Source organism: Stenotrophomonas sp. Marseille-Q5258, assembly GCF_946900935.1.
GTDB classification, from domain to species: Bacteria; Pseudomonadota; Gammaproteobacteria; order Xanthomonadales; family Xanthomonadaceae; genus Stenotrophomonas; species Stenotrophomonas nematodicola.
In genome coordinates this window covers 57,590-70,705 of sequence record NZ_CAMPPN010000024.1, presented here as the reverse complement: position 1 = coordinate 70,705, position 13,116 = coordinate 57,590, and the positions used below count along the sequence as shown (strand labels likewise).

Below are 13,116 nucleotides of genomic sequence, written 5' to 3'. Positions count from 1 at the left end.
CGCCCCCCTTGCCCGCCCCGTCCTCGCAGTGGACCCCGCTGCAGGTCCGTTCGCACCTGCAGAATCTCAACATCCTGTTCTACGTGCTGGCCATCGTGCACGTCCTGGCCGGCGGCCTGTTCGTGCTGATCAGCGTGGCCGGCTATGTCAGCGAGCGCGGGTCGACCAGCCCGGACGCCGCGCCGGTCGGCCTGTTCATCGTCCTGCTGGCGTTGTCGGTACTGGGCGCGATCCTGGGCGTGGTGCAGTTCTTCACCGCCCGCTACATCGGCCGTCGGATCCGCCTGCGGTACTGCACCATCGCCAGCTTCCTGGCCTGCTTCGCCGGGCCGCTGGGCATGGCCCTGTGTGCGTACGCCTACGTGGCCTTCAAGCGTCCGGAAGTGCGCGCGGCCTTCGACGACGGCAACGCCCTCCCGGCATGAGTACGCGCATCGCGGTGCTGGCCTCCGGCCGTGGCAGCAACCTGCAGGCCATTCTGGATGCCCAGGCGGCCGGGCAGCTCGACGCCGACGTGGTGGGCGTGCTGTCCGACCGCCCCGGCGCGGCCGCGCTGCTGAAGGTGGCACCGGAACGGCGCTGGGCATGTGCGCCGGCCGACTTCGCCGACCGCGCCGCGTTCGATGCAGCCCTGGCCGATGCGCTGGCCGCGTTCGCGCCGGACTGGGTGGTCTGCGCCGGTTACATGCGCATCCTCGGGCCGGCCTTCGTGCAGCGTTTCAGTGGCCGCCTGGTCAACATCCATCCCTCGCTGCTGCCGCGCTACAAGGGCCTGCACACCCACGCCCGTGCGCTGGAAGCCGGCGATGCCGAGCACGGCGCCAGCGTGCACTTCGTGGTGCCCGAGCTGGATGCCGGCACGGTACTGGCCCAGGCGCGGGTCCCGGTCCTGCCCGGCGACAGCGCCGAATCGCTGGCCCAGCGGGTGCTGGCGGTCGAACACCCGCTGCTGATCGCCAGCCTGCGCCTGCTCGTGGCCGGGCGCGTGTCTGAACGCGACGGTCAGGTTGCTGTCGACGGTCACCCCCTGTTTAATCCGCTGCGCCTAGATTGCGCCGGACAGCTGAACCGCTGACTGCGGCGCACACATGCCGCTGACCCCGGCGCTGGCATCCTCCCTCCTCCGCTCTTCTTGACCGCATGAGAACGCCCTTGTTCAAGCCAGTGCTGCTGATCGCATCCCTGCTGTGCACCGCTGCCCTCGTGCAGGCGCAGGAAGCTCCGGCCGCGCCCGAACCGCCGCCGGCCCTGCCTGCAACGCCGTGGGAGGCACCGCCGCTGCAGCCGTTCACTGCCACCTACCAGGCGATGTACAAGGGCAAGGAGGCCGGCGATGCCACGATGCGGGTCACCCATACCGGCGGTGCGCAGTGGCGCGTGGACATGCAGGTGGTGGGACGCCGTGGCTTCGCCAGCGTGCTCGGTCTGAACCTGGAACAGAGCACCGTGTTCGAGAAACAGGGCGACACCTATGTGCCGCTCAGCCAGGCCACCGTCCGCAAGGGCCTGTTCCTGGGCAAGAAGGTCACCGGCACCTACAACTGGCAGGCCGGCACCGCGCAGTGGCTGGGCGACCTGAAGAAGGAACGCACCGTGCCGATCCCGCTGCAGCGCGGCGACCAGAGCGCCCTGCTGCTGAACCTGGCGATCATGCGCGACGCGCGCCCGGGCGGTCAGATGCACTACCGCTACGTGGACGTGGGCCGCGTGCGCCAGCACGACTACCAGGCCGCCCCGGACACCGAGAACGTCCAGGTCGGCGACCTGTCCTACAACGCGCTGCGGGTGTATCGCACCAACGGCGGCAACGATGAAACCATCCTCTGGATCGCCAACGGCGTGCCCACGCCCGTACGTATCCTGCAACGCGAAGACGGCGAAGATCGGATCGACCTGCGCCTGATCGAATACCAAGGAGTTTGAGCATGACCATGATGAACCGTCCGCTGACCTGGATCGCCGCCGGCGCACTGGCCGTGGTGAGCCTGCCGGCAATGGCGTTGCAGCCCTTCAAGGCCGATTACCAGGCCAGTTACATGGGCATGCAGGCCAATGGCACCATGACCCTGGCCAGCGAAGGCGCCAACAAGTGGCGCTACAGCCTGAACGTGAAGAACCAGCTGGCCGACCTCAGCCAGAGCACGGTGTTCGAGGAAGCCGCCGGCCGCCTGCGCCCGCTGAGCAGCCACGACCGCTCGATCCTGCTGGTCAAGAAGCGCAATGTGGATGCCGCCTACAACTGGACCAGCAATCAGGCGACCTGGACCGGCGACATCAAGCCCGAGCGTCGCGGGCCGGTGGCGCTCAAGGCCGGCGACATGGACGCCCTGCTGATCAACCTGGCGATCGCGCGCGATCTGGCGGCCGGCAAGCCGCTGAACTACCGCATGGTCGACGAAGGCCGGATCAAGCCGATGACCTACAAGGTGGTCGGCCAGGAGAAGATCACCGTCGAAGGCAAGACCTACGATGCCACCAAGGTCTCGCGCGGCGATGGCAACAAGGAACTGATCGCCTGGATCGTGAAGGAGTTCCCGGTACCGGCGCGCCTGCTGCAGCGTGAGGGCGGCAAGGACGCGCTGGACCTGACCATCAAGTCCTTCAAGTAAGCCGCCAAAAAAAACGCCCGCTTGCGCGGGCGTTTTTTCATTCCGGGCTGGCCTCGCCAAACACGGTCTTGCAGTCCACGCGGATCTGCTCGTGATTGGCGCGCCAGTAGAAGGTGCGGCAGTGCCGGTTGCCTTCCTGGGTATCGTCCACGCCCACCGCGTAGAACGCCTGCAGCACTTCGGTGCGGCTGACGCTGCCGTCGGCGTTCCAGTCCATGTCCTGCTGCTCGATGCCACGGGTGATGGCGATCCTGGCGTACCAGGCATAGCCCAGCCAACCCAGCACCACCAGCACCAGGATCAGCAGCGCCTTGCGGCGGCGGGTGAACCGGCCGCGCAGGATCATGCGGCCACGCGCCGGATGGTGGCGCCCAGCGAAGACAGCTTCTCTTCGATGTTCTCGTAGCCGCGGTCCAGGTGGTAGATGCGGTCGATGGTGGTATCGCCGTCGGCCATCAGCCCGGCCAGGATCAGCGACGCCGACGCGCGCAGATCGGTCGCCATCACCGGCGCGCCGCTGAGTTCGACCGAGCCGCGCACGATCGCCGTGTGGCCTTCAACCTGGATGTCCGCGCCGAGGCGCAGCAGCTCGTTGACGTGCATGAAGCGGTTTTCGAAGATCGTCTCGTTGATCACGCCCACGCCGTCGGCCACGCAGTTGAGCGCCATGAACTGCGCCTGCATGTCCGTCGGGAAGGCCGGATACGGCGCGGTGGTCAGGTTGACCGCGCGCGGACGCTTGCCCTGCATGTCCAGGGTGATGCTGTCGTCGGTGGTCTCGATCGTCGCACCGGCTTCAACCAGCTTGGACAGCACCGCGTCCATCGTGTTCGGACGTGCGCGGTTGACCGTGACCTTGCCGCCGGTCATCGCGGCCGCGACCAGGAACGTACCGGTTTCGATGCGGTCCGGGAGCACTTCGTGACGGCCGCCGGAGAGACGCTCGACGCCTTCGATCACCAGGCGGGCGGTGCCCAGGCCCTCGATCTTCGCGCCCAGCGCGATCAGGCAGTGGGCGAGATCGGTCACTTCCGGCTCCATCGCCGCGTTGTCCAGCACGGTGGTGCCTTCGGCCAGCACGGCAGCCATCAGCACGTTCTCGGTGCCGGTGACGCTGACCATGTCAAAGGTGAAGTGGGCCCCCTTCAGACGGGTGGCGTGGGCCTTGATGAAGCCGTTCTCGACAGTGATCTCAGCCCCCAGCGCCTGCAGGCCCTTGATGTGCTGGTCGACCGGACGCGACCCGATCGCGCAGCCGCCGGGCAGCGACACTTCGGCCGCGCCAAAGCGGGCCAGCAGCGGGCCCAGCACCAGGATCGACGCGCGCATGGTCTTGACCAGCTCATACGGCGCCACGTGCTGGTTGACCGGACGCGGATCGACCACGATCGCGCTGCCGCGCGACAGGGTGCCCTGGTCGATGGTGACCTTGGCGCCCAGTTCGCCGAGCAGCTTCACCGTGGTGACCACGTCGTGCAGGTGCGGCACGTTGGTGATCTCCACCGGCGCATCGGCCAGCAGCGTCGCGCACAGGATGGGGAGGACGGCGTTCTTGGCGCCGGAAATGTTCACTTCACCGTGCAGCGGCTTGCCGCCGGTCACTACGATCTTGGCCATAAACTCTGCAGAAAAAGGGGGAAGAGGAAGGAATGCAGGCGACGGGGGTGGAGCCGGCTGTCAGTCGGCTGAACGGCCCGTCAGCCCACTTCAGCCGGCGTAACCGTCTTCAGCGCCAGCGCGTGGATCGCTCCGCCCATCAGATCACCCAGCGTGGCATAGACCATGCGGTGGCGTGCCAGCGGCAGCTTGCCGGCAAAGGCCTCGCACACCACGGTGGCCTCGAAATGTACCCCGTCATCGCCCTGCACGTCCGCGCGGGCGCCCGGCAGGCCGGATTCGATCAGTTTGCGGATGGTCTCAGCGTCCAACGGGCTTTCCTAATAAAATGTGGGCTCATTCTACTCTTCCGCGTGGCGCCCGCATGGCTGTATCGCCCCTTCTGCCCCATCCGGCCGACCCCGCCGCCCTGGTCGCCAGCGGCCGCCGCGTGTTCGACATCGAGCGCGATGCGCTGGCCGCCGTTGCCGAGCGGCTGGGTGATGCGTTCAGCCAGGCCTGCCAGCTGGTACTGGAGAGCAAGGGCCGGGTGGTCGCCACCGGCATGGGCAAATCCGGGCACGTGGCGCGCAAGATCGCCGCGACCCTGGCCTCCACCGGCACCCCGGCCTTCTATGTGCACCCCGGCGAAGCCGGCCACGGCGACCTGGGCATGATCACCGAGGCCGACGTGGTGCTGGCGCTGTCCTACTCGGGCGAGTCCGACGAGCTGCTGATGCTGCTGCCGGTGCTCAAGCGCCAGGGCAACCGGCTGATCGCCATGACCGGCCGCCCGGCCTCCAGCCTGGCCCAGGCCGCCGATATCCACCTGGACGTCAGCGTGCCGGCCGAAGCGTGCCCGCTGGCGCTGGCGCCGACCTCCAGCACCACCGCCTCGCTGGCGATGGGTGATGCCCTGGCCGTGGCCCTGCTCGACGCGCGTGGCTTCACCGCCGACGACTTCGCCCGTTCGCACCCGGCCGGCAGCCTCGGACGACGCCTGCTGCTGCACATCACCGACGTCATGCACAGCGGCGACGAACTGCCCCGCGTGGGCGCCGACGCCAGCCTCAGCGAAGCGCTGGTGGAAATGAGCCGCAAGCGGCTGGGCATGACCGCCGTGGTCGATGCCGATGAGCGCCTGATCGGGCTGTTCACCGACGGCGACCTGCGCCGCGCGCTGGACAGCGCGCTGGACGTGCGCAGCGCGCGCATCGCCGATGTGATGACCCGCCACCCGCGTACCATCGGGGCCGACCAGCTCGCCGCCGAAGCGGCGCGGCTGATGGAAACCCACAAAATCACCGGCCTGATGGTGGTCGACGCCGACGGCCGGCTGGTCGGTGCGCTCAATATTCATGACCTGTTGCGGGCGCGGGTGGTTTAAACCACAGTTCCCCCCTTCCATTCAGCTGACCTGCCGCCCTGATGCCCTACTCCCCGTTGCCCGGTTTTCCGCCCCACCTGCATGCCATCGCCGGCCGTATCCGGCTGGCCTGCTTCGACGTGGACGGCACGCTCACCGACGGTCGGCTCTACTACGACAAGGACGGCAACGAGAGCAAGGCGTACTACGTGCAGGATGGACTTGGCCTGAAACTGCTGCAGCAGCACGGGATCCACCCGGTGCTGATCACCGCGCGCAACAGCCAGTCCGCGCTCCGGCGCGGCGCCGACCTGGGCATCGACACCCAGATCGCGGTCGGCGACAAGCTGGCCAGCGTGCGCGCGCTGTGCGCCCAACACGACATCGGCCTGGACCAGGTCGCCTTCATGGGCGATGACCTGCCCGACCTCGCGCCGCTGTGCGCGGTCGGCCTGGCGGTGGCCCCGGCCAATGCACATCCCTGGATCGCCGAGCGCGTCCACTGGCAGACCCGCGCCGATGGCGGCCGCGGCGCGGCCCGCGAACTGTGCGATGTGCTGCTGGCCGCTCAGGGCAAGGTCGATGCGGTGCTGGCGAGGTTTGGCGCATGAGCTGGCGGACCGGACTGGGCGCCCTGCTGCTGGTTGCCGCGCTGCTCAGCGGCTGGTCGCTGCTGCGCAATGGCAGCAGGAGCGACATCGTGGCCGGCGACGACGGCGGCAAGGACTACGTGCTGCACGACTTCCAGATCGTGGCGCTCGACGAACAGGGCAAGGAGTCCACCACCCTGCGCGCGCCGCTGCTGGAACGCACCCGCAGCGACGCCACCATGAACATCACCACCCCGGTGTTCCTGCTGCCCGACCAGGACGGCAACCACTGGGAGCTGCGCAGCGACAAGGGCTGGGTCAGCGCCAAGGGCGAGCAGCTCAAACTGACCGGCAACGTCAGCGGCGACAGCCCGAAGGTGCCTGCGGTACCCCCCACCACGTTCCGCACCGACCACCTCGACGTGTTCCCCAAGGAGAACCGCGCCAGCACCGATGCCAAGGTCACCATGACCCGCCCGGGTATGATGCAGTCCGGGGTCGGGTTCGAACTGGATTCCAAGACCAAGACCTACCGTTTCCTCAGTCAGTCCAAGGGCACCTACACGCCCACCCGCTGACCAGGCTGCCGGCCGTGCCGCCGTCCCCGGACAGGCGCAGGCCAGCAGCGGATGCCCCCTCCACGCGTCTGGCATGGTGCCAGCCGTGACCCCGATACCGCCCCGGCCCCACGGCCCGGCCCCAACACCGGCAGAACAGACCACCTCATGAAGATCCTCTTTGCAGCCGCCTGCGCGATCAGTCTTCTCGTCCCCGCCTTCGCCGCCAGCGCCAAGTCCACCGACCGCAACGAGCCGATGTCCATCGACGCGGGCGCGCAGACCGGCACGCTCGACGGCAATGGCAAGACCACCCTGTCCCAGGGCGTCATCGTCATCCAGGGCACGCTGGACCTGCGCTCGTCCGAAGCGGAGATCTACCTCAAGGACGGCGAGCCGGTGCGTGCGGTATTCACCGGCAAGCAGGCCAAGCTCAAGCAGCAGCTCGATGACGGCAGCTGGATGGATGCCTCGGCCGACCGCATCGACTACGACATCAAGGGCGAAGTGCTCACGATGACCGGCAACTACAACGTCAAGAGCGCGCGCGGCACCAATGCCGGCCAGAAGATGACCTACAACACCCGTACCGGCGAGATGAACAGCGGTGGCGACGGCACCCGTGTGCGCACCGTGATCCAGCCGAAGGCCAAGGCCGCCGCGCCGGCCGCTGCCGGGAGCAAGAAGTAATGCTCGTCGCCAAAGGCCTGCGCAAGCGCTACAAGCAGCGCGAAGTGGTGAAGGATTTCGGCCTGACCCTGGACGCCGGTGAAGTGGTCGGCCTGCTCGGGCCGAACGGCGCCGGCAAGACCACCTGCTTCTACATGATTGTCGGGCTGGTCGAAGCCGATGCCGGCAGCATCGTGCTGGACGGCAAGGACATCACCGGCGACCCGATGTACACCCGCGCCAAGCAGGGCGTGGGTTACCTGCCGCAGGAACCGTCGGTGTTCCGCAAGCTGACCGTGGCCGACAACCTGCGGCTGGTGCTGGAACTGCGCGAAGACCTGGACAAGGACGGCCGCGAGAAGGAGCTCAACTCGCTGCTCGACGAACTGCAGATCGGTCACGTTGCCGACCAGCTCGGCGCCAGCCTGTCCGGCGGCGAGCGCCGTCGCTGCGAGATCGCCCGCGCGCTGGCGGCCCGCCCGCGCCTGATCCTGCTCGATGAACCGTTCGCCGGCGTGGACCCGATCTCGGTCGGTGAGATCCAGCGCATCGTCACCCACCTCAAGCAGCGCGGGATCGGGGTCCTGATCACCGACCACAATGTGCGCGAAACCTTGGGAATCTGCGACCGCGCGTATATCCTCAACGAAGGCAGCGTGCTGGCACAGGGCGCGCCGGACGAGATCCTGGCCAACGCCGACGTCCGACGCGTCTACCTTGGGGACACCTTCAAGCTCTGATCCAGCGGCCGCCGCAACGCCTTCCCTCCGTTCGGCACAGGCATGAAAGCACGGCTGCAGACATCGATGGGGCAACAACTGGTCATGACGCCGCAGCTGCGTCAGGCCATCAAGCTGCTGCAGATGTCCAGCGCCGAGCTCGACCTGGAAATCGCCGAGGCAGTGGAGACCAACCCGCTGCTGGAATGGGCCGAGAACGCCGAACCGGCGCTGGAGGCCCTGCCGGGCGAGACCGCCACGACCGTGAATGCAGGCGACGGCGAGGAGCACGGCGACCGGGATGCCGATGCCGCCGGTCCCGGTGCGGATGACTGGGCGCCTGGCGAGGGCGACTGGAGCAGCGGCAACAGCGGCGGCTCGTTCGATGACGACGACACCGGTAGCGCCGCCGAGCGCGTGGCCGAAACCGAATCGCTGGCCGACCACCTGCTGTGGCAGCTGCACCTGTCCCACCTCTCCAGCCGCGACCGCAGCATCGGCGCGGCGCTGATCGATGCGTTCGAGGATGATGGCTATCTGCGCGAGCCGCTGAGCGCCATCGCCGACACCCTGCTCCCGGGCATCCACGCCAGTGAAGCGGAAATCCTGACCGTCCTGCACCAGATCCAGCGCTTCGACCCGATCGGGATCGGCGCGCGCAGCCTGGGCGAGTGCCTGCGCCTGCAGTTGGACGTGCTGCCCGCCGACACCCCCGGGCTGGCCCTGGCCCGCCGCATCGCCGACGGCCCGCTGGAGCGCCTGCCGCGCAGCGGCGTGGCCGGCATTGCCCACGAGCTGCGCGAGCCACTGGCCGAAGTGGACACCGCCGTGCAGCTGCTGCGGACCCTGGACCCCCGCCCCGGCACCCAGATCGGCGAGCTTTCCCACGACAGCTACGTGGTGCCCGACTGCGTGGTCTGGCGCCAGAACGGCATCTGGCGGGCGGCCCTGGCCGGCCATGCCGGCCCCCGGGTCGTGATCCACCGGGGCTACGAACAGATGATCCGCCGCTGCGGGGAAAGCGACGCCGGCTACCTGCGCGCCCACCTGCAGGAAGCGCGCTGGCTGCTCAAGGGCCTGGAAGCCCGGGGCGAAACCCTGCTGCGGGTGGTGCGCTGCCTGCTGCAGCAGCAGGCCGCCTTCCTGGAGTTCGGCGAACAGGCCCTGCGCCCGCTGACGCTGCGCGAGGTGGCCGGCGAGCTGGGCCTGCACGAATCGACCATCTCCCGCGCCATCGCACGCAAATACGTCCGCACCCCCCGCGGCACCTTGGCGCTGCGGTCGTTCTTCGCCTCGGGCATCGATACCGACAGCGGCGGGGAAGCCTCCAGCACCGCCATCCAGGCCATGATCCGGCGCCTGATCGACGACGAGAACCCGCGCAAGCCGCTTTCTGACGCCAAGCTGGCTGACCTGCTCAAGACCTCGGGAATACCGGTGGCGCGGCGCACCGTGGCGAAGTATCGTGAGGCCATGAACATTTCCGCCTCGCACGAAAGAGTAAGAATCGCCTGACGCTCCACCGCGCCAGGCGGGAAGGTTCATTGGCAAATCCGAACGAAGGAGAAACCCGATGCGCATCGAAACGTATGGCCAGCAGCTTGAACTCACCCCCGCTCTGAACGAGTACGTGGAAACCAAGCTGAAGCGGCTGGGGAAGCATTTCGACCAGCACTGCGAGATTCGCGTGCAGCTGTCGATCCGCAAGCCGGACCACCATGCAGATGCCAGTGTGAACGTCCCCGGGCAGACCCTGCACGCCGACGCCAGCGGCCCGACCATGTACGCCGCCATCGATATCCTGGCCGACAAGCTCGACCGCCTCGTGATCAAGCACAAGGAGAAAAAGCAGCAGCACGCGCCGCTGCCGCTGCCGCTGCCGGTGGGCGACAATGAGGGCTGACGCCCTCGTTCTTCCCTGACATGCCTTTGACTGACCTCCTGGCGGCCGTGCGCACGCAAGTGTTGCCGGCCGCCGACCGCGACAGTGTCCTCAAAGCGGCCGCCCGCCTGCTGGCCTGCCGCGAAGCCAATGCCGAGCTGATCTACCAGAACCTGTGCCAGCGCGAAGCGCTGGGCAGCACCGGGATCGGGCACGGCATCGCCATCCCGCACGGCCGCGCGCCGCTGCTCGAGCGCCCCCGCGGTGCCCTGCTGCGCCTGGAGTCACCGGTGGAGTTCGGCAGCGACGAACCGGTGGACCTGGTGTTCGCCATCGCCGTCCCCGCGCACTACACCCATCAACATCTGATGCTGCTGTCCGAGCTGGCCGAACTGTTCTCCGAACCGGCCATCCGCCAGGCACTGCGCGAGGCGCGCGACGGCGACGCCCTGCGCCAGGTCATCGAATTCCCTCCGCCGGCGAGTGCCGCATGAATACGAGCATCACCGCACGCGAATTGTTCGAACAGCAGCGCGATCGCCTCAGCCTGCGCTGGGTGGCCGGGCAGAAGGGCGAGCGCCGCGAGCTCGAGGCCGGCAATACCGTGTCGCGCCGGCCCTCGCTGGCCGGCTACCTCAACGCGATCTACCCCAACAAAGTGCAGATCCTCGGCACCGAGGAACTGTCCTGGCTGGATTCGCTGGACTCGCGCCAGCGCTGGGAGACCATCGAGCGGATCATGCAGTCGCATCCGCTGGCGCTGGTGATCACCCGCAACCAGTCCTGCCCGGAAGACCTGCGCGCGGCCGCCGACGAGTCGCAGACCCCGCTGTGGGTCTCGCCCAAGCGCGGCCACGAGCTGCTCAACCATCTGTCCTACCATCTGGCGCGCACGCTGGCGCCGCGGGTGATCCTGCATGGCGTATTCATGGAGATCTACTCCATCGGCGTGCTGATCACCGGCGAGGCCGGGTCGGGCAAGAGCGAGCTGGCCCTGGAGCTGCTCAGCCGCGGCCATCGGCTGGTGGCCGATGACGCCCCCGAGTTCACCCAGATCGCCCCGGACGTGCTCGACGGCACCTGCCCGGAGCTGCTGCAGGATCTGCTGGAAGTGCGCGGACTGGGCGTGCTGAACGTGCGGGAGATGTTCGGTGACACCGCGGTAAAGAAGAACAAGTACCTTCGGCTGATCGTCCACCTGACCAAGCCGATGACCGAGCCGACACCCCACGGGTACGAACGCCTCACCGGCGATTCGGGCACCCGCCACGTGCTGGACCTGGACGTGCCGCTGATCACCCTGCCGGTGATGCCCGGCCGCAACCTGGCCGTGCTGACCGAAGCGGCCACCCGGCTGCACATTCTACGTACCAAGGGTATCGACCCCGCCGCGATGTTCATCGCCCGCCACAGCAACATGTTGGAACGCCGCACCCCATGAGCCTGCCCACTGCCGCCGCCACTGCCCCGCCCCCGGCCACGCTGATAATCGTCAGCGGGCTGTCCGGCTCGGGCAAGACGGTCGCACTTAAGACCTTCGAAGACCTCGACTACTACTGCTCGGACAACCTGCCGATCAACCTGCTGCCGGACTTCGTGCGCAGCCTGCTCGGCGACAGCGGCACCGAGGGCCCGCGCCGGCTGGCGGTGGGCATCGACGTGCGCGCGCAGAGCGACCTGACCCAGCTTTCGCACTGGCGCGAGGATGCCAAGGCCGCCGGGCTCGACGCCCAACTGCTGTTCTTCGATGCCACCGATGAAACCCTGCTCAAGCGCTACGCCGACACCCGGCGCCGCCACCCGCTGAGCCAGCTTGGCCTGTCGCTGCCCGAGGCGATCGCCCGCGAGCGCGAACTGACCGCCCCGCTGCGCCGCGCCGCCGATGCCGTGATCGACACCACCGACCTCAACGTGCACCAGCTGCGCCGCAAGGTGGTGACAGGGTTCGCGCTCAACCACGGCAGCAAGCTGTCCCTGCTGTTCGAGTCGTTCGCCTACAAGCGCGGCGTGCCGGCCGAGGCCGACTTCGTGTTCGACGTCCGCGTGCTGCCCAATCCGCACTGGAACACGGAACTGCGCCCGCTGTCGGGCCGCGACCGGGGGGTGCGCGAGTACCTGGACGAGCAGCCGGACGTAAAGCGCTATGCCGCCCAGCTGGTGGATTTCCTCGACACCTGGCTGCCGCGCCTGGGCAACGACACCCGCAGCTACGTGACTGTCGCCTTCGGCTGCACCGGCGGCAAGCACCGTTCGGTGTACCTGGCCGAGCGGATGGCCCGGCATGCGCGGGACCAGGGCTGGCCGGACGTGGCCACGTTCCATCGCGAACTGGATTGATCCGTCGAGCCGGCCGCTGGCCGGCTCTCCGGGACACCCGGCGCAGGCGCCACACCGACTCATCATGAATACGGGATACAGCGCCCCTGTTTTGCGGCTATCGCCAATTCACGTTGACCTGTTAACGTTTGGCAATGACCTGTGGCATTCTCCTCGTAACCCACCCTGGTGTTGGCACTTCCCTGTTGGACGTGGCAACCCGGTTGCTGCGGCACCTGCCGCTGAAGACCGACGCTTTCGAAGTACCGTTCGACGCAGACCTGGACGCCCTGCTCCCACTCGCCTCGGCCGCCTTGCGCCGGGTGGACAGTGGACAGGGCGTGCTGATCCTGACCGACCTGTACGGCGCCAGCCCCAGCAATCTGGCCGGGCAGCTGGCTCGTCTGGGCACCCCGGCGCGCCGGGTTTCGGCGCTTAGCCTGCCGATGTTGTTGCGGGTGATGAATTATCCGGAACAGGGACTGGATCAACTACCTGCCACTGCTGCGGCAGGCACTCGCAATGGAGCGATTGTCGACGATGCTTGAACGAGAACTCACTGTATCCAACCGTCTGGGCCTGCATGCCCGCGCCACTGCCAAGCTGGTGCAGGAGCTGGCGCCCTTCCGCTGCAACGTGACCATGGCCGCCAAGGGCCGTGAGATCAACGCCAAGAGCATCATGGGCGTCATGCTGCTGGCCGCCGGCCAAGGCACCCCGGTGACCGTGCGCATCGACGGCGAGGACGAAGCTGCCGCGATGGATGCGGTGGTGTCGCTGTTCGAACGGCGTTTCGACGAGGACAGCTGAGC

Annotated in this window: 19 protein-coding genes; 16 read left to right on the top strand and 3 right to left on the bottom strand. The window is 67.9% G+C overall.

The window, feature by feature from the left end; all coding sequences use genetic code 11:
* The 4 genes from OC534_RS15825 to OC534_RS15810 all read left to right on the top strand — a co-directional run.
* The coding region (locus OC534_RS15825; RefSeq protein ID WP_262072132.1) for a hypothetical protein at positions 1 to 425 on the top strand (425 nt) is incomplete at its 5' end.
* Positions 422 to 1,075 carry a phosphoribosylglycinamide formyltransferase gene (gene purN, locus OC534_RS15820; RefSeq protein ID WP_017356233.1) on the top strand — a complete coding sequence of 218 codons (654 nt, stop codon included), beginning with the start codon at positions 422 to 424 and terminating at the stop codon, positions 1,073 to 1,075. The genes OC534_RS15825 and purN, both read left to right, overlap by 4 nt.
* A gap of 77 nt (positions 1,076 to 1,152) precedes the next feature.
* Positions 1,153 to 1,923 (top strand): DUF3108 domain-containing protein, encoded by a 771-nt coding sequence (locus tag OC534_RS15815; RefSeq protein ID WP_017356232.1) that lies wholly within the window; start codon positions 1,153 to 1,155, stop codon positions 1,921 to 1,923.
* Between the two features lie 2 nt (positions 1,924 to 1,925).
* Positions 1,926 to 2,609, top strand: coding sequence for a DUF3108 domain-containing protein (locus OC534_RS15810; protein ID WP_017356231.1), 684 nt, complete (start codon positions 1,926 to 1,928; stop codon positions 2,607 to 2,609).
* Between the two features lie 37 nt (positions 2,610 to 2,646).
* Here the strand turns inward: OC534_RS15810 and OC534_RS15805 are convergent, their stop codons facing one another.
* The 3 genes from OC534_RS15805 to OC534_RS15795 form a co-directional block, all read right to left on the bottom strand.
* Positions 2,647 to 2,955 (bottom strand): hypothetical protein, encoded by a 309-nt coding sequence (locus OC534_RS15805; protein WP_017356230.1) that lies wholly within the window; start codon positions 2,953 to 2,955, stop codon positions 2,647 to 2,649.
* A complete protein-coding gene (murA, locus tag OC534_RS15800) occupies positions 2,952 to 4,226 on the bottom strand; it encodes a UDP-N-acetylglucosamine 1-carboxyvinyltransferase (protein WP_017356229.1) in 1,275 nt (424 codons plus the stop codon). The genes OC534_RS15805 and murA overlap by 4 nt, the downstream gene beginning before the upstream one ends.
* An 80-nt stretch (positions 4,227 to 4,306) precedes the next feature.
* Entirely contained in the window at positions 4,307 to 4,537 is a 231-nt protein-coding gene (locus tag OC534_RS15795; RefSeq protein ID WP_136006526.1) for a BolA family protein, read from the bottom strand.
* A 53-nt stretch (positions 4,538 to 4,590) separates the two neighbouring features.
* Between OC534_RS15795 and OC534_RS15790 the strand changes: the two genes are divergently transcribed.
* The 12 genes from OC534_RS15790 (at position 4,591) to OC534_RS15735 (ending at position 13,114) form a co-directional block, all read left to right on the top strand.
* Positions 4,591 to 5,592 carry a KpsF/GutQ family sugar-phosphate isomerase gene (locus OC534_RS15790; protein WP_017356227.1) on the top strand — a complete coding sequence of 334 codons (1,002 nt, stop codon included), beginning with the start codon at positions 4,591 to 4,593 and terminating at the stop codon, positions 5,590 to 5,592.
* 41 nt (positions 5,593 to 5,633) lie between these two features.
* Positions 5,634 to 6,182: an HAD hydrolase family protein gene (locus tag OC534_RS15785; RefSeq protein ID WP_017356226.1), complete on the top strand. Its 549-nt coding sequence runs from the start codon at positions 5,634 to 5,636 to the stop codon at positions 6,180 to 6,182.
* Positions 6,179 to 6,739 carry an LPS export ABC transporter periplasmic protein LptC gene (lptC, locus tag OC534_RS15780; RefSeq protein WP_136006523.1) on the top strand — a complete coding sequence of 187 codons (561 nt, stop codon included), beginning with the start codon at positions 6,179 to 6,181 and terminating at the stop codon, positions 6,737 to 6,739. The genes OC534_RS15785 and lptC overlap by 4 nt, the downstream gene beginning before the upstream one ends.
* Positions 6,740 to 6,886: 147 nt before the next feature.
* Positions 6,887 to 7,408 carry a lipopolysaccharide transport periplasmic protein LptA gene (lptA, locus tag OC534_RS15775; protein WP_017356224.1) on the top strand — a complete coding sequence of 174 codons (522 nt, stop codon included), beginning with the start codon at positions 6,887 to 6,889 and terminating at the stop codon, positions 7,406 to 7,408.
* Entirely contained in the window at positions 7,408 to 8,127 is a 720-nt protein-coding gene (gene lptB / locus OC534_RS15770; RefSeq protein ID WP_017356223.1) for an LPS export ABC transporter ATP-binding protein, read from the top strand. Before lptA ends, lptB begins: the two co-directional genes overlap by 1 nt.
* Positions 8,128 to 8,169: 42 nt before the next feature.
* The gene (locus tag OC534_RS15765) at positions 8,170 to 9,621 is read left to right on the top strand and encodes an RNA polymerase factor sigma-54 (RefSeq protein ID WP_153164538.1); all 1,452 of its coding nucleotides are present in this window, start codon (positions 8,170 to 8,172) and stop codon (positions 9,619 to 9,621) included.
* A gap of 58 nt (positions 9,622 to 9,679) precedes the next feature.
* The gene (raiA, locus tag OC534_RS15760; protein WP_262072131.1) at positions 9,680 to 10,009 is read left to right on the top strand and encodes a ribosome-associated translation inhibitor RaiA; all 330 of its coding nucleotides are present in this window, start codon (positions 9,680 to 9,682) and stop codon (positions 10,007 to 10,009) included.
* 20 nt (positions 10,010 to 10,029) lie between these two features.
* Complete coding sequence (locus OC534_RS15755; protein ID WP_017354942.1) at positions 10,030 to 10,482, top strand: PTS sugar transporter subunit IIA; 453 nt, start codon at positions 10,030 to 10,032, stop codon at positions 10,480 to 10,482.
* Entirely contained in the window at positions 10,479 to 11,429 is a 951-nt protein-coding gene (gene hprK, locus OC534_RS15750; RefSeq protein WP_017354943.1) for an HPr(Ser) kinase/phosphatase, read from the top strand. The genes OC534_RS15755 and hprK overlap by 4 nt, the downstream gene beginning before the upstream one ends.
* Complete coding sequence (gene rapZ / locus OC534_RS15745; RefSeq protein ID WP_262072130.1) at positions 11,426 to 12,325, top strand: RNase adapter RapZ; 900 nt, start codon at positions 11,426 to 11,428, stop codon at positions 12,323 to 12,325. The genes hprK and rapZ overlap by 4 nt, the downstream gene beginning before the upstream one ends.
* Positions 12,326 to 12,459: 134 nt before the next feature.
* Positions 12,460 to 12,852, top strand: coding sequence for a PTS sugar transporter subunit IIA (locus tag OC534_RS15740; RefSeq protein WP_017354945.1), 393 nt, complete (start codon positions 12,460 to 12,462; stop codon positions 12,850 to 12,852).
* Complete coding sequence (locus OC534_RS15735) at positions 12,845 to 13,114, top strand: HPr family phosphocarrier protein (RefSeq protein ID WP_017354946.1); 270 nt, start codon at positions 12,845 to 12,847, stop codon at positions 13,112 to 13,114. The genes OC534_RS15740 and OC534_RS15735 overlap by 8 nt, the downstream gene beginning before the upstream one ends.
* Positions 13,115 to 13,116 lie beyond the last annotated feature (2 nt).